We start from the raw sequence: 16,988 nt of genomic DNA, 5'->3' as shown, positions 1-16,988 counted from the left end.
GGTAAACCCAACTCTCAACTTTGTCACCTGAACAATTACCGGAGAGATGAACGCACAGCAGCCAGCCTGCCGGCACTGAGGGCCATATTCGTGAGTAATCCGGAGGCAACGTCGGCCCCATCCCTGGCTCTGAAAACAGAAGGAATGGCGCTGTCAAACAGGTCGTCGTCTGATGAACTGGACGAAGAGCTATCATCAGAATCGGACTGAACAGCGGTCCTCCTTGGCTGAGACTGAACAGGATTGCAAGAGCCATAACTATTTCCTGTGTCTGATGAAGACACTGTCAATAGTCGCTCCTGAGACGGTTGCAGCGCATTGGAAAGGGTGTCCATCCTGATAGAGTTGGTGATCTCTCGTTCCCGAATATCAGTGCCCCTGAAGTCATTGCCAGAAACACAAAGGCAGCTAATACCAGCGCCAACAATAGCGCCAACAGGACCGCCGAGGTAGGCACCTACGGGCTTGAAACCGGCTACACAATAACAACCCAGAGCTGAGACAGCACCACTCAACAAGGTAGCGCCGCCAACCGGTAAAACCCATTTTGAAACAACGCCATCCGGACACTTAAAAGTAGAATCCGATGCTCTGTCAGCCGTCAGTTGTGGCTGTTTTATCACCGGTGGGAACGCAGAATTTGCTCCATTCATATTTCTTTTCTCCTCAGAAAATAAGTTATTTACACCCCGGGATTTTCCATTGCATTAATGCTGACTGTACCCGGTGGATTAAATTCTGAGACTGAATCATGCTGCAAAAGTTCCTCCGGAGTTGCGCCGGGAGTAGCGCTTCTACGGATAGATCTTTAAGTTAAGAGATAAGGAAGGATCACACCCGCATTTGGCTGATAACGAACAGCAGCTCCTATCCGGGGACAGCCAGCAGCAGTTGGCTGGGACCGAACAGGACCGGTACTGCCAGAACTATTGCCTGCGGCCAATGAAGTCAATGCCGATGGTAGCCCCTGACACTGTTGCTGCTCAGCGGTGAGGGTGTTCGTCATCGTAGATCCTGTGATTGCTCGTTCCTTAAGCCCGGTGCGGCTGGGGGATTTGCATGCAACATAAGTGCCAACAGCGGCTCCGGCAACAGTGCCAGTAGCAAGACAGCAGACAACAGAAGCACCAACGGCAGCGCTGGCTGAGCTGAAATAGGCACCTACGGGGTTGCAGCAGGCTATAACAGCACCAAACAGAGTACCGCCAACGGCACCGAGCAGGGAACAGCCGCCAACCGGTACAACACGATTTGAAACAACGCCATCCGGACACTTACAGTTATTATCCGGTGCTATCTGAGCCGTCGTTTGCGGCTGTGTTATCACCGGTGGGAACGTAGAATCTGATGCATTCATATTTCTTCTCTCCTTAGAAAATAAGTTGTTTACACCCCAGGATTTACCACTGTGTTAATGCTGGCTGTAATCACTGGCATTAAATATTTAGATCGAATCATGCCGCAAAAGTTCCTCCAGAATTGCCACAATTCAGGCTAAAGGCTCTTGTAAGGGCTAACGGGGATGTTACTAAGAAGCCTTCGCAAGAAGGGTAAAGCCCACTAATGGCGAAGTAATGAATTGGCTGCGCTGGAAAAACTTCGAGGTCTTAAAGGGAAAACTTGAACTTTAATGTCCGTTGCCTGTCCAAGGATTAAGGTTAACGTGAACTTTAATGTCCGTTGCCTGTCCAAGGATTAAGGTTAACGTGAACTTTAATGTCCGTTGCCTGTCCAAGGATTAAGGTTAACGTGAACTTTAATGTCCGTTGCCTTTTCTTAATTTTAATTCCCAAGGAGGAAATATTATGACTTACGGAGTAACCACAACAACAACCAGCACCGCAACAGGTGCGGTATTTCAACCGTCGCAGAATAGCGCCCCAGAATCCAAGGCCAAAACGGACACTGTACCGTCTATTCCACCTGCAGGTCATCCGAAAACGGGCACAAGCCTGACAGACCGAAAGGCTGAAGCTTTTTTGCTGAATCTTCAAAGCAATAAAACCAAAGTCGATAAGGATGACACTGCCTTGGCGCAATGCTACCAGCGGATGGTCAATGAAGCGATGACTGAAAATCAAAAATTGGTTGGGCCATTTCATGAGCTTATGCTAAACGTTCATGGCATATACACTTACAGCGATTCCGAAATCTCTAAGGATGACGAGGCTATTGCACAAGCTGTTTGGAATGCAGCGAAGGAGCTTGATATAGAGGTTAAGTCGAAGCTTGAGCGTCTGAAAGACAAATAGGCATTTTAGTGGTAAACCACCGTCTCTGACGGTGCGACTCAAAAGAACTCTGACGAAACCATCGTACAGGGTGCAAATATGGCCTCCTCTGGACCACAAGTTCTTTAAGGAGGCCGTTATCGAGACTGGCAGAGCAAATGCGGATTGATTCAGCGAGTAATATTCTGACTGACATCTCAATGCACTCACCTGCGCTCTCACCTGGCAACCTGCCTCCTGGTTTCGCCTGACACTGCTTTAAGATTGGTTCTTAAAAAACTCGCACCGAAATTCCCCGGTCTCATCGACAACGTGAAATATGAACTTTTATACCCCTCTGCCTGTCTAAGTATTTAGGTGGACAAGGATTTTAATGTCCATTGCCCATTCTTAACTATTCATGGAGGATTCATTATGACTTACGGAGTAACCACAACAACCAGTCCTGCAGCTAGTACGGTATTTCAACCGTCGCAGAATAGCGCACCAGAGTCCAAGACCAAAACGGTTACTGTTGTAACGTCTATTCCACCTGCAGATCATTCGGAAACGGGCAAAAGCCTCAAAGCAGACCGGGCAGCATCTCTCTTCGAGGCTAACACTATGCTGCAGGAGACATGCTTAACAATAGAAGTCAGTCAGGATGATGCGACTCTGGTGCAAAGTCTTATTGATGCAGGTAGTCGTGTGGAAAATGATGTCGTGACTAAAGCTCATTCGCGCTCTACGGAAAGCAATAGGCCGATCGGGCTGTAGCCCAAGCTTACCACCAGGCAGACAAAGATAAGGAGCTATATAAGAATGGTTGGGCTCGCCACTAAGGTTACTCAAAGAACCAAACCCTGGTAAACCCGCCTCTGCGGTGTGACTCGAAAGAACTCTGGCGAAACCATCGTGCAGGGTAAAAAATGGCCTCCCCTGAACCACAAGTTCTTTAAGGAGGCCATATTCGAGACTGGCAAAGCCAACCCCGGATTGATAAAGCCAGAGATATTGGATTGCATCAGACATCTCAGTGCACTCACCTGCGCTTTTACCAGGTAGCCTGCCTCCGGGTTTCCTCTGACACTGCTTTGAAATTGGTTCTTGACGGGCCTCGGGATTCTCCAGTCTCATCGACAACGTGAAATATGAACTTTTATGTCCGTTGCCTGTCCAAATTCGTAGGAGGGCGAGAACTTTTATGTCCGCTGCCGATTCTAAATTATTAATTTTCATGGAGGATAGATTATGACTTATGGAGAAAGCCAAACAACCAGCACTGCAGCTGCTACGGTATTTCAACCGCAGCAGGGTGGCGCACAGGACTCCGATACCAAAACGGTTGCAGTGCCGTCTATTCCACGTGTTGGTCAACTTTCGCAAGCAGGTACAAGTCTTGCGGCTCGAAAAGCAATGTTAAGCGAGGCTGAAACTGGAATGTACTCTTCGGCAAGCACTGAAGAGGCCATTGCCTCTGGCGAGAGCCTCAGCGAAGCCTGCTTCGCAAGAACAACGGACAATGACAGAAGCCTGCCCTCTGCTTTCTCTGTATTACCGTTAGCCAAAGCCGTCCCATCATGGGAGGATTTTCTCCCCCCTGAAGGCACATTCGATCAGGTCGACAGCGGTTTTCAGTGGCTCAGGGATCAAAACGCCCGACTGCAACCATTTTTTAACTCCGGTGGCGGACTGGATTGTCTCGCAAACCCGGAAAAACTGAGCATGACACCGGAAGGATTAAAATTACTGGCAGAGACCAGTGACAACGTGAATCGGCTGCTTCATGGGGCTCACACAATGTTGTATGGGTACCAATTATTCTTGTCGCTGGCTGGAAACAACGGTTCAGGCGTGGTCAATTCATTGCGGGCAGAATTACCGCAATTGGTCAGCCGGTTCGAGACACTGAAACAGACCATCCGATCAGGGTTAGAGAGTGTCAGACATGCTCTTTATGACGTTGAAGAAGGGCGGATGTACTGTAGTGACTGGGTGGACGCTTGTCATCAGCTTCACTTCTGTCTTCAATCAGTCAACCCCACGGAGCCTGAGCAGGTTCAGAGTGTCCGTGCACTGATTTTTGTCTTGCAACTGTGCTCCATAAAGATAAAAGCATTAATCGATTACTCTGCACTCGGGTCAGAGTGGTGATGCTTTGGCTGTTCTGTAATTGTGTTGTATAAACTACTCATTTTCCAACCTCCGGTAGCCAGTCGTCATCCATGATCTTTTCAAACGTCCATGGACAATACTCGGGGAAGCTGCTTTTGTTCAGGCGCTTGCTTTCGATCTTGATGTATTGGTTCATTTGTTTGACGGCTTCTTTTTTAGCCTGAGAGTAGGCTTCTGCAAGTACTTCGTCTATCTTTGGCTGAAGACAGGGGTTTTCTTTTATATGGTCTTTAATATCTACTCTCGGGTTGTTGATACTGGGTATCCAAGTGTAGAGAACTTTGTCTTCTACCCACGAATCTTTCAATACTCGCTTTTGGTAAGCGTATTTCAAAAGATGTATGAGCAATGTTCTTAGATAAGACCTTAATTCTTTTTTCGTATCGCCCATACGTTGTTCCATCGCCTCCAACAGATTGTCGATGTCGAGTTTGTCAAATTGGCGCTGGGCCAGCAGTTCACGCTGTTGGGTCAGCCATTGGGTGTAATCGGTTTTGTATAAACTACTCATAAAGGCTTACTCCGTTCAGTGGATACCAGTCTTCAGACATCATTTGGTCAAAAGACCAAGGGCAGGTGTCGGGAAAGCTGCTGTTATCCAGTTTTGGGCATTTTGGCGGCATGTGACGATTCATTTCCCGAATGGCTCCTTTTTTCCCAGCAGGATACGACTCACTTAAAACATCTTTCACCCGTTGTTTTAGGCTGTGATTTTTTATGATTAATCTATTAATCGCATCCCTGGCGTTATCGATAGTATCCATCCAACCTTTAATTACTCTTTCAGAGGCTACCGAATCCTTCAGAACGGATGTTTGATAATCCATTTTAAGTAAATGAAGTATGAGATTAATTAGATAGCTCTCCAGATTGTCTACCTTGGATTCTATCCCCAACTCCAACTCCTCCAACAAATTCTCGAGGTCTAATTGTTCAAAATTACGATTTCTCAACAGGGTCACCTGCTGACTCAGCCATTGATGATAATCAGTGTTATATAAGCTATTCATCGTTTTACCTTAACTGGATACCTTTAAAAAAATACCTCCATTGCCCAACCACTTTAGGCAAATAACAGAAGGGAAGCAAAATGAATTACCAAAGCACAGATGCCTTTGCCGGGGGCTTTGCCCGTGGTTTTGGGCTGGTCAATTCGGCCATTGATGCCAAAGAGAACCGTCGGTATCGCAAACATAAGCACAGGGAACTCAATGGATAGACATTGGTCCAATAACGTAAGTTATTTGAAAATCAGAGAGAAGAGTAAGAGATATGAACGGAATCAAACCGCCCAGCAGCCCAGACAGCCAGTCAGCACTTTATCAAAAGCCGAGCGATAATTGCCCTGTTTGTCTCGAAACTTTTGCCGGAAAGAAAGTCATGGTTCTCAAACAATGCAAACATATGTTTCACAGAGACTGCCTGGAACGGTGGCTATCGAAAAATTCAACCTGTCCATCTTGCAGAACCTCTTTAGTGTCCAGGGAAGTAGAACTATTGCGAGCCTTAAGACCCAGTGATCAATCCCGAGCCCAAGCCTTGGCCATGTTATCGAGACTTTCTGCTGCGACCCGTGAGAATGGAAACTCCTCTACAGACAGGCAGAGATTGGACCGGCAGGCTAGAGAAGCCATAGCATCGAGCTATATGGCTATGCGGGGTGAGACAGACAGGCAGGAGCCAACGAGTTCAGATTTAAGTTATATAATGCTCTGATTCAGTTGCCTTTGCAGGCACTTTAACATCATTACCTGCTGCCAGAGCAAGCGTTCTGCCCAGTGAGTTGGTCAGTTTCGTCACAACCGATTCAAAGAAGCCAGCGAGGGATTCCCATTAGAATGCACGTCTGTGGCCTGATGATTTGTTGTAAAGAAACAAGAACATCGTCCCAATAACAGGATTCAAGCTCAGTGATCTCTTGGCCTGTTCAGATGTTTGATTCGACCGGTTGCCACAAACAGATCAGAAAAAACAACATCATTTGACCACTGAATATCAGACCTGTAGTATCTTCCGCCCTCTCGCCTGAAATTGTTTAATACTGAGGTAGTCTCAGCGCCTTCACTTAAACAACTTCACCTGAAGAGCTTCAGTCAATCAACCTGACTTTGGGAGCCACTCGTCTTTATGTCTGATCTTTCAGAATCACGTCACAGTCTTAACTTGCCCGTCTTTGTCGGTGCAGCCAGTATCATTCTTCTGATAGTAGTCTCTACGGCTCTGTTTCCGAAGCAGGCCGAGCTTTATTCCACCTTCTTGCAAACGGCCATAATGACCAACGCCAGCTGGTTTTATGTGACGGCAGTCGCCATTATCCTTATCGGCGTCGCTATTGTCGGCCTCTCCCGTTATGGCGATATTAAGTTAGGCCCTGACCATTCCGAGCCGGACTTCAGCTTCGGCTCCTGGTTTGCCATGCTGTTTTCAGCCGGTATGGGGATTGGCCTGATGTTCTTTGGCGTGGCGGAACCCGTTATGCACTTTCTCACTCCCCCTGTGGGCGATCCTGCATCCATCGAGTCCGCCCGGGAGTCCATGAGAATTACCTTTTTTCACTGGGGGTTTCATGCCTGGGCCATCTACGCCATTGTGGCTCTGATTCTGGCGTTCTTTGGCTATCGTCATAATCTGCCGTTAACCCTCCGTTCAGCGCTTTTCCCGATTGTGGGTGATCGTATTCACGGTGTTATTGGTCATATTATTGATATCTTTGCCATTCTGGGTACGACCTTTGGTGTGGCTACAGCTTTGGGTTATGGCGTGCTTCAGGTCAACTCGGGCCTGAATTACCTGTTTGATGTTGATGTAAGCACTCATGTTCAGGTGGTTTTGATCGTAGTGATTACCGCTCTGGCCACGCTCTCTGTTGCTTCAGGGCTTGATAAGGGAATTCGTCGTTTATCCGAGATCAATCTGCTGCTGGCACTGTTGCTGATGGCCATGGTCATTATTCTCGGGCCTACTATCCTGCTGTTGCAGATACTGGTGCAGAATATTGGCAGTTATCTGTCCGATATCGTCGACAAAACATTTAATCTCTATGCCTATGAACCGACCGACTGGATGGGTGGCTGGACTCTGTTTTACTGGGCATGGTGGTTGTCCTGGTCGCCTTTTGTCGGCATGTTTATTGCCCGTATCTCCAGAGGCAGAACCATTCGCGAGTTTATCTGTGGCGTGCTGTTTGTACCGGCCTGTCTGACCTTTATCTGGATGACCGTATTCGGAAACACTTCCATTGATCTGATTATGAATCATGGTGCGGAAGATCTCGCTGACATTGTTCAGGTCGATGTTTCACTGGCGCTCTTCAAGTTTCTGGAGTATTTCCCGGCCACTGAGTTCCTGTCAGGAATCGCCATTATCATGGTCGTGGTGTTCTTTGTAACCTCTTCCGATTCCAGTGCCATGGTGATTGATATGCTGGCTTCTAAGGGTGAAGGGAAAACACCGGTCTGGCAGCGGGTATTCTGGTCTACCCTGATTGGTCTGGTTGCCCTGGTACTGATGCTTGCCGGAGGTCTCAAGGCGCTCCAGACAGCCACTATTGCAACGGCTTTGCCATTCGCTGTGGTGTTGCTGGTTTCCGGTTATGGGTTGTTAAAAGCGCTGGCACTGGATGCTGCCAAGAAAGAAAGTCTGACCCAAACCACCCTGGCTCCGAGCCATGCCAATGTTTCAATTCCATGGCAGAGTCGATTGCAGAATATTACCCACTTCCCGGCGCGCAAAAGTGTCAGGGTCTTCATGAGAAGTGTCGTGTTACCGGCAATGAAGTCCCTGTCCAGAGAGCTGGAAGAGCAGGGAGTGGAAACCGGAATTGATTTTGATCGCAACAAAAGTATTGCCTCTCTCAATGTTTTTCATGGTGAGGAACAGGACTTTCTCTACAGGGTCAGCCCTCGTTCCTATGTTCAACCCAGTTTTGTCATTGATGACGAAGAAGAGAGCAAGTATTACCGGGCAGAAGTCTTCCTGAGGGAGGGTGGTCAGGATTACGACATTATGGGCTGGACCCGGGAACAGGTCATTGGCGATATTATTGATCAGTACGAGAAACATATGCACTTCCTGCATATGGTTCGCTGAATCAACGGCGCTCGCTCTGCTGGAAAGTTGTCGTTTGGCAGGCTTTCGGGCTTAAAATTTTGCGTAAAACCCCCTCGCTTTAGAGGTTGTCGCAAAACTCTGGTTCCCATGCTCTTAGGCCCTGTGGGTCCCAGCGTGGGAACGAGCTGTTGGAGTTCTGCGACACCCTCTAGCACTTAGCCTTTTGCATCTCTTCTTGGTTGTTGTACCTGTTATTATCGTTTTACCTTGTATCGTACCGCCGCGATAGTCAAACCCGACTATACTCAGCCCACCCAAACAATAACCTACGGTAAAAATAATGCTTCACCAACCTTTGTATACCGCTTTGCTGGAAGCCGGTGTATCCGATGAAACCGCCAAAGCAGGAGCGCAAATAGAATGGCACGTTACAGAGAGCCGACTGGACAGAATAGAAAAAAATCTGTCAATCGTCGGCAGCGACACTGCCGCACTGAAAGACGGGCAGAAAAAACTGGACTCCAGAATGGACAAGCTGGAAGCCAAAGTAGACAGGCTGGAAGACGGGCAGAAAAAACTGGACTCCAGAATGGACAAGCTGGAAACAAAAGTAGACAAGCTGGAAACCAAAGTAGACAGGCTGGAAGACGGGCAGAAAAAACTGGACTCCAGAATGGACAAACTGGAATGCAGTCAGGAAATACTCGTCAGTGACCATAGAAAAATAGTAACCAAGCTGGAGGAACACGACGTAAAACTGGAACTAATACTCGACTGCGTAAAAAACATCATGGACAACACTTAACAGAGCAATGGATGGAACTAATTATTGGATTAACAGTCAAATGTTAATGTGATTCGTCTTTATTCAGTCAGATTGGTACTGCAAGGACAGGAATGAGAAAATCAGCTTCAGGGTTTTTCTTTGTATTAAAGATCGGAATGCTGATTTTCCAGAACTTATGGTATTTGGCTGTCCTGTAATGGTTCCAACATACGCCCACAATGGAGTTAGGCAAAATGGATTTTTATCAGTTAAAAGGTTTGACTCAACAGCTGCATGAATTGAAGGTGGTGCAACCCAATGGCTTTTCAACAGAAGCAGAAGATGGCTCCACCCAGTTCCTCGGCAGGCAGGTAAAGCGACAGGATGGCACCACCGCACAGACTGAGAAAACTGCTCAAAAAAGACCGGCAAATGCAACAGACGACCCTTTACTGCCCGGTAAACTTCGTAAAATAATGCCAGAAACTGAACTTTTACCTATGAAAAATGAGCAGTTAATGTCAGAGGGATTATTCATTACTGCTGGAAGTAAACCGCTATCTGAACGGCAGGTTAATCTTGAGACACAACCCTTTGATTCAAGAGCTGAAGCTATACAGATGGCCGCCAGGAATCTGGTGAGTCAATTTCAACTTGAGGCAATAGAAAAGTCACCAACCAATGAAGTGCAATGTGCCGTTTTCCTTGAGTGCCTGAAACTTGATGTTGATAATACGCTGATAAGGCTAAACACAACAACATCTTTAAATGGGGCTCAAAAGCTCCTGATTTTGTTGGCAGCTGAAGAAGAGCAGAAACAACAGAATAAATGTCCACTTCCTGAGGGCTACTGGATACTTGCGAGGATTCCGTTATCCATCGGTTTTGAGAAGGCAAAGAACCTGTTTCAGCGCCTACCTGATACGCCTTCTCTGCCAGAGGTGGACAATGTCATTAATGAGCAGTTGACAGCATTAAGACCTGATAAAATGCTCAGGGACAGACTTTTGGAGGTCAGACAACCCCTTAAATCGGAAAACAACGAACTTTCCAGACAGCTGTTGTGTGAAGTTGACAATATTGAAAAAAAATTTATCCCAAAAGTTGGATGGAACGGCCGTTTATCAGACGCTGAGGATTATAGAAATTTCAAGGTCTATACAAGAAGATTGTTGTATCTCTATGCATCCTGTTCCGGTTTTTCACAGCAGGCTGATATTGCTGAGTTAACGTCGTACATTAGATCCGTTCTTTACATCATCGAGCCAAATAACCGTATACCAGATAACATCTGGCATATTGCTAAAGAGCTGGCCTATTTGTCGAAACAACCCGGCTCCATCGATTATTGCCACTATATTAGTACCCTGGCCCATTGTTTGAAAACACCGGCACCTGTCGCCTTACAGTTTAAAAATCTCAAACAGCTCAGTGATATCAAAGGGTTCGCTTTACTTGAAAGCAAACCGCTGGACAAGTATCTAACCGTACTCAGAGCAAACATTGATAAGATAGCCCCGGAATATTCGCGGGTATTGCTCGATGCAGTTGACGTTCTGGAAAAAGAATGTGCCGGTATATCACTACCTGAAGGCAAGTCTGATATCAAAGCGAAAGTGCATCGACTTTTAATGATTATTGCCGCCTGCAAATCATCCAAAGAAATAATGGATACTTCAGTATTGGTTCATTTTGTCACGGCCATCATGGAACATGGCAATAAAAAAAATATACCTTATCTAATCGCTGGGCTGGCCCGTCTGGTTCAGAGTACCCCGAAAATACAGAAAATACTGGGTGCCCCCGGAATCAGTGGCGGACCGCATTTGCGAATGGCGCCGCTGCAATGGCTGGCATTTGTACCCGATAGACTCTCAGAAGATGACATCGAGGAACTCTGTCAATCTTTGCAAGCTCCCAGCGCCAGCAAGAGCAGGCGACGGATGAAAGATGGCAAGATTTTCCACCAATGGCTGTCTACCCTTGAGCAGATGTTGGCCAGCGAGGTTATGAATAAGGCCATGGTAATGCCGATCCTGAAAAAGCTTACCCAAAGTCTGACTTATGAAAAACTGGGCTGGCTTTATATGTTATTCAACATGGGATACAGGTTTACTGCATTTCTGGACAGAATGGGCTTGAGCTGTCAGAAGGAAGGATTACCATTGATGATCGCTGAAAAAGGGGCTGACGCTTTGGTGGGAGTGAATAAAAAGTTCTCAAAATGGCTAATGAAACAACGACATCACCATCTCCTGCCTTTTTACATGGCATCAATGATAGAACAGGGGAATGCAGAAGTTGTAGACCTTACCCATCAGTTTATAGAGACCAGTGTTAACAACACTTTTGTTCAGAGCAGGCAGTCACCGCTGCACAATCCACACCTGCAAGCCATTTACAAGAAATATCCCCGATTGGAAGCAGGTTGGGGAGCGAACTTCAGTGGTTTCAGCGAGGAAACCCGAAACAAGCTCTTGTCCCAGGGGGAAACCCTGAAGCTGACAGAGGACCCCTGGGATCTTTTTATCAGTGGGCTTGAAGTTAAAAGCTGTCTATCACCTGACGCCCTGAGTTTTAAAATTGGACTGATGAGTTATGTGATGGATGGACGCAATGCCATGATTGTCATAAAGAACCAAAAAGGAAATATCCTCAGCAGAAGTGTGATTCGCATGGTGCTGGATCAGGATGATTGCCCTGTGTTATTGCTTGAAAAAGGCTATCCCGATAAGCGTAATTTATTGTTCATTGATGCCGCACGGGACATTGCTGACGAGATGGGCCTGCCCCTTTACCACTACCTGGATGCTAAAACAGGTACAAAAGGTATGATAAAACTTCTGGAAGGGAGAGCACCTCTCGATTATTTTGACGCTTTTCCTTTATTAAAGGAGAGACAGAAACTTACGATTACCGACGTACAACGTGATGTAAGGTAGTCATAACGGATGCTTGCAGGCTCCTCAGCTCTTGATTAAAACCGCAACGAGCGCAACACTCGCTGTTATGGCTAAGGTTCAAGCTACCTTGTCAAACACTTAAGAAAGACATTTCTGGCACCGTTGATGTCACGATCAACGGTGAAGCCCTCACCCTTAATAACCTTGAAAGAACCTAATTTTTCGTCAATGGTATCGTTCCATCCGCCTTTCACCACCCCTATCAGGAATACATGGACTCGTAAAAAATGCCCAAAATTTGAATGATCGTCCACTGCCTTTCCTTCAAACCAACCACATGTTCCTCCTGATTATTGACCGTTAATACACTAAGCCCCTGAAAACAGAAAAATACCCATCTTGCTGTTGGGTTCTGGCAGGGCTTTTTTTTCTGGTCTGGAAATACACGACTTTGCTTTTTCAGTTCCTGCCTGATTCTGTGCTGGATAGCAGCATAGACCATCAGGCACAGAGTCATCACCATTAACAGGGCTTCAATACGTTCCGCTTTCTTCAAATAGAGCGAAGAGACCAGAAAGTCCGGGCTCTTCAGGAACCGAAAGCCGCCTTCAACTTTTTGTTGCGACTTATAGATAGACAACAGCTCAGAGGCATTCAAACTATTTTTATCCAGCTCATTGGTGCTTAGGATAAAACAACCCAGTGAGGCCTCTGCATGCTCCCTCTTCTCGCAGGAAACAAAGCATTCAGCCTGCACAAAGTACTCGAAGTGATCAGGCTTGCTATCCGGCGATGGTCTTCCTTTGCCCGAATAGCAGGGTTTACAGATAACCTCAGGCTCTGTTTCGCTTTGGCAAAGTTTCGATTGTTTCTGCCACAAGGCAAAAGCCTTCAATGCATCGTCCCGGCACAAAAAGGCCTTTTTGCTCAGCTTCTCCAGATCACGGGCCTCTTTCAATGACTGTTTTTGCATCTTTCGGGTCAGTGTTTTCCGTTCACTAAGCCCGCGCTTTTTGTTGAGAAACAGGAACCATCGTTGTTGAACCCCTCCGTAGCAGGAAGGCACTTCAGCTGAGTAATAATCTTCATAGCCTTCAACAGGCTCCAGCGACATGGTTGGCGCTTTGCAGACCAGCTCCTTTGCCTCCTTGATGTTCAGGGGCACCCGGGAGATAAACAGCTGCTTTTGCTCATCAAGCAACTGAAGGGTTTCTGCAACATACATGGCAGCATCAGCAACCAGATAGCGGCTATTCAAAGCGGCCTTAAAACATGACAGATGATTTTTGATAATTTCCTGAAAACAGGTTTTGTCGTTTACATTACCGCTGGCAGGGGCCATAAACACAGGGATGCCCGCCTGATTTTCAGTCATTAACTGCAAGACTACCTGATTCAGGTCAGGCCGGTGGTCACGGCTGTAACCTTGGCAGATATGAATACAATTTAAGTCGTCTGGATTGTCATGACTGTTATAGACTCCATCCACATGAAAGCTGGTGCCATCCAGATTTAATGCCTTGCAAGGAAGTTTCAGATGATTGACGACCTTGACGGCCAGATTGAGATACAAGTCGCTAACACCAGCGTCGTACAAACTGTCGAGAGCCCGACCAAGTACCTTGTCGTTCAAGTGTTCAGCCTGTATACCTTCCCCGATAAGGCGGTCAATCGGCTTATCCTCAAAAAACTCAGGGAGCATGTACAGAGTTTGCCCCGTAAAGCCCAAGCCATTGATGATCATTGCAACTACAGCTTGTCCAATAGTGACATTACGGACATCGGAGTCATTTGTGATACGGGCATCAATGTATTCGGCTATCTTTAACTCCCGACACATAGCGGCAACCAAGCCAAGGTGGTTGAGGTTCTTAGACTGGTATTGAGCTTGAGGCATGTTGGTGCACCTGAATGTCTGTTTATTTCTTTGACAACAGATTTTAGGCAAATATCAATCGGTGTGGTGAAAGGCAGTTCCATGATTGAGTCTTGGATGTATAGGCTTCGTTGCAATCAACTACATGCTTTCCATACTTTTTTGCGCACCACTTAAGCCGAATTTTGAATTGGTAGTGATTGAGGTCAAGCATCTGGCGGCAGGTGTTACGGCGAATGGTGCGAACCTTCTTATCTTTGCGTGTGACCATACCTCTTGTCTCAAAGGTTGGCAAAAATACAACGTCGTAGTTCGACACCAGCTCGAACGCCAGCCGGTTATGCAGATCAAGAACAATGTCATCCTTTTTGCATTTCAGCCGGTCAATTTCCCTCTTGAAATGAATAATCCGATCTCTTGCCCACTGGGGCATGTCGGGGAACTTAACGCCCTTCTGAGTGTTCAGGATTTTTTGCTTTTGACTGATCAAGCTGTCCACTTGCTTCATCAGTGGGAACAGCTTTGTTTTTGCAACCTTATCACCCGCTATCAACGCCTCTTTTTCGCTGTAGCAAGTGGCAAAGGTGCGAACTCCGGGGTCAACTCCAACGCATCTAACCTTCCCTTGGATTTCGGGATTTAGTTCAATATGTTGTTGAACCTGAATGAACCAGCGACCTTTGTCGTAGGTTATGACACAAGACTTGCCAATCGCTTCTGCTGGCACATCTTCTGTCAGGTGAATCTTGCCAAGAGCCTGTACGCAGGGATTTAACCCCTTTGGCAAACGGTCAATAGAGAATGAGTGCCTGCTACCTTTGCGGCTTTTGAAACTGATTTCTGCAAAGCCCTCTTTAGCTCCCTTGAGCTTCTTGTTGTGCTCGCAGACCGCTTTGAATGTGGTCGCTGCCGCCAGTGTTCCATTATCAGAAACAAGCGAGTTATAAGCCCTGCCACTTTCTTTTTGCTCTTGCTTCACTTGAGCTTTAATGGCAGGTCGCATGTTGATGAATTTTCCGCTGGCATCTTTATAGTCATCATTGCGGAAACGCTCAACAGCAAGGTTGTACGACCTGCGATAGAGTATCAGGGCATCGTGATAGGCTTGCTTATTCTCTGGGTAAAACCTGATCTTTTTTGACGCTACTATCTTTGCGTCTTTTAGCAGATCGCTTCCCGTAGTGGCTATTGCAGAATGAGGTAATGAAACCGATAAGCTCTTGGGTGTCGAATGGCTCACAGGCGTTATCCGGGTCATCCAAAACCTCGATGTATCCTCCCGATAATTCAACAAGCCATTTGATGAGTCCAAACCCTGATCGGGCAAGGCGATCTTTCGTGGCAACCACAATATGGGTTGGATTTCCGCACACCGCTGATTCCAGAATGGTTTGCAGTCCTTTTCGCTTAAAGTTGAAAGCACTGGCAATGTCGCTGATAAATTCTGCATCAGGGTGCTCTTTGAGTAAGATACGCTTTTGGCTAGCTTTGTAGTTGAACCCCACAAGATAAATTCACCTTTTGACGATTTATCTTGTGTCTGGCGTAATTAATTTTGCGATTGTTGCAATTTTATTTGACTGCCCGATCTAAATCAATAATCTGGTTCTTGTGAAGTTTTTTCTTTGTTTTCATGAAGGTTATTGTTGCTACTACCTTCATTTCTCATCTTCCAGAAATTCATAATCAACCACTTCCCCTGAGTCCATTTCCGCCTTTGCAATAAGTATCCTTTCAACAAAGGAATAGGTTAAATCGGGGTTTTCCTCTAATATTTTTCCAATCTTAGCCCAGTGCTCTATTTGCTTGGGTGGGGTTCTACTCAGAGCCGAATCTACGATAGTAGCCTTTCGGACTAATTCATCATTAAGTCTCAATGGTGCAGAAGGCATGACAAATTCTCCAACTGATGATCATTCGTGATATGTAGCAGAGTACAATAAAAGTAGCAAATAGCTACAAAAAATCCCCGAGACTGGCAACAGACCCACAGTTTTAACCGGGTAGTCTTCCAACACTTAACAGAGCAATGGATGGAACTAATTATTGGATTAACAGTCAAATGTTATAGAGATTCGTCTTTATTCAGTCAGGTCGGTACTGCAAAGACAGGAATGAGAAAATCAGCTTCAGGGTTTTTCTTTGTATTAAAGATCTGAACGCTGATTTTCCAGAACATATGGTATTTGGCTGTCCTGTAATGGTTCCAACGTACGCCCACAATGGAGGTAGGTAAAATGGATTTTTATCAGTTAAAAGGTTTGACTCAACAGCTGCATGAATTGAAGGTGGTGCAACCCAATGGCTTTTCAACAGAAGCAGAAGATGACTCCACCCAGTTCCTCGGCAGGCAGGTAAAGCGACAGGATGGCACCACCGCACAGACAGAAAAAACTGCTCGAAAAAGAACGGCAAATACAACAGACGACCCTTTACTGCCCGGTAAATTTCGTAAAAGAATGCCAGAAACTGAAGTTTTACCTATGAAAAATGAGCAATTAATGTCAGAGGGATTCTTCATTGCTACCGGGAGTAAACCGCTATCTGAACGGCAGGTTAATCTTGAGACACAACCCTTTGATTCAAGAGCTGTAGCTATACAGATGGCCGCCAGGAATCTGGTGAGTCAATTTCAACTTGAGGCAATAGAAAAGTCACCAACCAATGAAGTGCAATGTGCCGTTTTCCTTGAGTGCCTGAAACTTGATGTTGAGAAAACGGTATTAAAGCTGAACAAAACAAAAACTCTAAACGGGGCTGAAAAACTTCGGATTATGTTGGCTGCTGAAGAAGAACATAAAGGACCACTTCACGAGGTTTATTGGACACTTTTGAGGATTCCTTTATCCATCGGATTTGAGAAGGCAAAGAACCTCTTTCAAAGTCTTCCTGATACGCCTTCTCTGTCAGAGGTGCACAATCTAATTAATGAACAGTTGACAGCATTAGACCCTCAAATAAAGGTCAGGGACAGACTTCTAGGAGCCTGACCGAGAATAGGCTTATCT

17 protein-coding genes are annotated in these 16,988 nt (G+C 46.2%); 8 read left to right on the top strand and 9 right to left on the bottom strand.

All coding sequences use genetic code 11. The features are described 5' to 3' along the window. Positions 1 to 35: 35 nt before the first annotated feature. Together ACO6V5_RS17480 and ACO6V5_RS17475 are read right to left on the bottom strand one after the other, a co-directional pair. Positions 36 to 653, bottom strand: a complete 618-nt coding sequence (locus ACO6V5_RS17480; RefSeq protein WP_422412163.1) for a hypothetical protein — start codon at positions 651 to 653, stop codon at positions 36 to 38. 155 nt (positions 654 to 808) lie between these two features. Continuing rightward, a complete protein-coding gene (locus ACO6V5_RS17475) occupies positions 809 to 1,357 on the bottom strand; it encodes a hypothetical protein (RefSeq protein WP_422412161.1) in 549 nt (182 codons plus the stop codon). Between the two features lie 448 nt (positions 1,358 to 1,805). Here ACO6V5_RS17475 and ACO6V5_RS17470 point away from each other — a divergent pair, with 448 nt between their 5' ends. Then, complete coding sequence (locus tag ACO6V5_RS17470; RefSeq protein ID WP_422413612.1) at positions 1,806 to 2,252, top strand: hypothetical protein; 447 nt, start codon at positions 1,806 to 1,808, stop codon at positions 2,250 to 2,252. A gap of 600 nt (positions 2,253 to 2,852) precedes the next feature. Here ACO6V5_RS17470 and ACO6V5_RS17465 read toward each other — a convergent pair. Then, on the bottom strand, positions 2,853 to 3,242 hold the full coding sequence (locus ACO6V5_RS17465; protein WP_422413610.1) for a hypothetical protein: 390 nt from the start codon (positions 3,240 to 3,242) through the stop codon (positions 2,853 to 2,855). 219 nt (positions 3,243 to 3,461) lie between these two features. Between ACO6V5_RS17465 and ACO6V5_RS17460 the strand changes: the two genes are divergently transcribed. Then, complete coding sequence (locus tag ACO6V5_RS17460; RefSeq protein ID WP_422136505.1) at positions 3,462 to 4,364, top strand: hypothetical protein; 903 nt, start codon at positions 3,462 to 3,464, stop codon at positions 4,362 to 4,364. Positions 4,365 to 4,401: 37 nt separating this feature from the next. Here ACO6V5_RS17460 and ACO6V5_RS17455 read toward each other — a convergent pair whose 3' ends face one another. Then, positions 4,402 to 4,896, bottom strand: coding sequence for a DUF29 domain-containing protein (locus tag ACO6V5_RS17455; RefSeq protein WP_422413608.1), 495 nt, complete (start codon positions 4,894 to 4,896; stop codon positions 4,402 to 4,404). Next, complete coding sequence (locus ACO6V5_RS17450; protein WP_422136507.1) at positions 4,889 to 5,395, bottom strand: DUF29 domain-containing protein; 507 nt, start codon at positions 5,393 to 5,395, stop codon at positions 4,889 to 4,891. The genes ACO6V5_RS17455 and ACO6V5_RS17450 overlap by 8 nt, the downstream gene beginning before the upstream one ends. An 80-nt stretch (positions 5,396 to 5,475) precedes the next feature. Between ACO6V5_RS17450 and ACO6V5_RS17445 the strand changes: the two genes are divergently transcribed. The 5 genes from ACO6V5_RS17445 (at position 5,476) to ACO6V5_RS17425 (ending at position 12,143) form a co-directional block, all read left to right on the top strand. Beyond that, the gene (locus ACO6V5_RS17445; RefSeq protein ID WP_422136508.1) at positions 5,476 to 5,604 is read left to right on the top strand and encodes a hypothetical protein; all 129 of its coding nucleotides are present in this window, start codon (positions 5,476 to 5,478) and stop codon (positions 5,602 to 5,604) included. A 53-nt stretch (positions 5,605 to 5,657) separates the two neighbouring features. Further along, on the top strand, positions 5,658 to 6,101 hold the full coding sequence (locus ACO6V5_RS17440; protein WP_422413605.1) for an RING finger domain-containing protein: 444 nt from the start codon (positions 5,658 to 5,660) through the stop codon (positions 6,099 to 6,101). A 411-nt stretch (positions 6,102 to 6,512) separates the two neighbouring features. Next, the gene (locus tag ACO6V5_RS17435) at positions 6,513 to 8,474 is read left to right on the top strand and encodes a BCCT family transporter (RefSeq protein ID WP_422136510.1); all 1,962 of its coding nucleotides are present in this window, start codon (positions 6,513 to 6,515) and stop codon (positions 8,472 to 8,474) included. A 301-nt stretch (positions 8,475 to 8,775) separates the two neighbouring features. Continuing rightward, positions 8,776 to 9,240 (top strand): coiled-coil domain-containing protein, encoded by a 465-nt coding sequence (locus tag ACO6V5_RS17430; RefSeq protein ID WP_422136511.1) that lies wholly within the window; start codon positions 8,776 to 8,778, stop codon positions 9,238 to 9,240. Positions 9,241 to 9,455: 215 nt separating this feature from the next. After that, complete coding sequence (locus ACO6V5_RS17425; protein WP_422442102.1) at positions 9,456 to 12,143, top strand: hypothetical protein; 2,688 nt, start codon at positions 9,456 to 9,458, stop codon at positions 12,141 to 12,143. Between the two features lie 223 nt (positions 12,144 to 12,366). Here the strand turns inward: ACO6V5_RS17425 and ACO6V5_RS17420 are convergent, their stop codons facing one another. The 4 genes from ACO6V5_RS17420 to ACO6V5_RS17405 form a co-directional block, all read right to left on the bottom strand. Then, positions 12,367 to 14,001, bottom strand: coding sequence for an IS1634 family transposase (locus ACO6V5_RS17420; protein WP_422442104.1), 1,635 nt, complete (start codon positions 13,999 to 14,001; stop codon positions 12,367 to 12,369). Positions 14,002 to 14,044: 43 nt separating this feature from the next. Further along, positions 14,045 to 14,983, bottom strand: a complete 939-nt coding sequence (locus ACO6V5_RS17415) for a zinc ribbon domain-containing protein (protein ID WP_422136514.1) — start codon at positions 14,981 to 14,983, stop codon at positions 14,045 to 14,047. A gap of 106 nt (positions 14,984 to 15,089) precedes the next feature. Next, positions 15,090 to 15,485, bottom strand: a complete 396-nt coding sequence (locus ACO6V5_RS17410; protein WP_422136515.1) for an IS607 family transposase — start codon at positions 15,483 to 15,485, stop codon at positions 15,090 to 15,092. Positions 15,486 to 15,638: 153 nt separating this feature from the next. Then, positions 15,639 to 15,872, bottom strand: coding sequence for a TA system antitoxin ParD family protein (locus tag ACO6V5_RS17405; protein ID WP_422136516.1), 234 nt, complete (start codon positions 15,870 to 15,872; stop codon positions 15,639 to 15,641). A gap of 345 nt (positions 15,873 to 16,217) precedes the next feature. Here ACO6V5_RS17405 and ACO6V5_RS17400 point away from each other — a divergent pair, with 345 nt between their 5' ends. Continuing rightward, the gene (locus tag ACO6V5_RS17400) at positions 16,218 to 16,970 is read left to right on the top strand and encodes a hypothetical protein (protein WP_422442105.1); all 753 of its coding nucleotides are present in this window, start codon (positions 16,218 to 16,220) and stop codon (positions 16,968 to 16,970) included. Positions 16,971 to 16,988 lie beyond the last annotated feature (18 nt).

Source organism: Endozoicomonas sp. ALD068, from assembly GCF_049310145.1.
GTDB lineage: Bacteria > Pseudomonadota > Gammaproteobacteria > Pseudomonadales > Endozoicomonadaceae > Endozoicomonas_A.
Note: the sequence above shows the minus strand (reverse complement) of the source record. Positions and strands in the feature narration are given on the sequence as shown.

What these genes read in the sequence shown, in the direction of transcription:
- ACO6V5_RS17425 (WP_422442102.1), top strand. Translation starts at nt 9,456, where the DNA reads ATGGATTTTTATCAGTTAAAAGGTTTGACTCAACAGCTGCATGAATTG.
- ACO6V5_RS17480 (WP_422412163.1), bottom strand. Translation starts at nt 653, where the DNA reads ATGAATGGAGCAAATTCTGCGTTCCCACCGGTGATAAAACAGCCACAA.
- ACO6V5_RS17400 (WP_422442105.1), top strand. Translation starts at nt 16,218, where the DNA reads ATGGATTTTTATCAGTTAAAAGGTTTGACTCAACAGCTGCATGAATTG.
- ACO6V5_RS17475 (WP_422412161.1), bottom strand. Translation starts at nt 1,357, where the DNA reads ATGAATGCATCAGATTCTACGTTCCCACCGGTGATAACACAGCCGCAA.
- ACO6V5_RS17440 (WP_422413605.1), top strand. Translation starts at nt 5,658, where the DNA reads ATGAACGGAATCAAACCGCCCAGCAGCCCAGACAGCCAGTCAGCACTT.
- ACO6V5_RS17405 (WP_422136516.1), bottom strand. Translation starts at nt 15,872, where the DNA reads ATGCCTTCTGCACCATTGAGACTTAATGATGAATTAGTCCGAAAGGCT.
- ACO6V5_RS17445 (WP_422136508.1), top strand. Translation starts at nt 5,476, where the DNA reads ATGAATTACCAAAGCACAGATGCCTTTGCCGGGGGCTTTGCCCGTGGT.
- ACO6V5_RS17420 (WP_422442104.1), bottom strand. Translation starts at nt 14,001, where the DNA reads ATGCCTCAAGCTCAATACCAGTCTAAGAACCTCAACCACCTTGGCTTG.
- ACO6V5_RS17470 (WP_422413612.1), top strand. Translation starts at nt 1,806, where the DNA reads ATGACTTACGGAGTAACCACAACAACAACCAGCACCGCAACAGGTGCG.
- ACO6V5_RS17465 (WP_422413610.1), bottom strand. Translation starts at nt 3,242, where the DNA reads ATGTCTGATGCAATCCAATATCTCTGGCTTTATCAATCCGGGGTTGGC.
- ACO6V5_RS17455 (WP_422413608.1), bottom strand. Translation starts at nt 4,896, where the DNA reads ATGAGTAGTTTATACAAAACCGATTACACCCAATGGCTGACCCAACAG.
- ACO6V5_RS17415 (WP_422136514.1), bottom strand. Translation starts at nt 14,983, where the DNA reads ATGCGACCTGCCATTAAAGCTCAAGTGAAGCAAGAGCAAAAAGAAAGT.
- ACO6V5_RS17450 (WP_422136507.1), bottom strand. Translation starts at nt 5,395, where the DNA reads ATGAATAGCTTATATAACACTGATTATCATCAATGGCTGAGTCAGCAG.
- ACO6V5_RS17460 (WP_422136505.1), top strand. Translation starts at nt 3,462, where the DNA reads ATGACTTATGGAGAAAGCCAAACAACCAGCACTGCAGCTGCTACGGTA.
- ACO6V5_RS17430 (WP_422136511.1), top strand. Translation starts at nt 8,776, where the DNA reads ATGCTTCACCAACCTTTGTATACCGCTTTGCTGGAAGCCGGTGTATCC.
- ACO6V5_RS17435 (WP_422136510.1), top strand. Translation starts at nt 6,513, where the DNA reads ATGTCTGATCTTTCAGAATCACGTCACAGTCTTAACTTGCCCGTCTTT.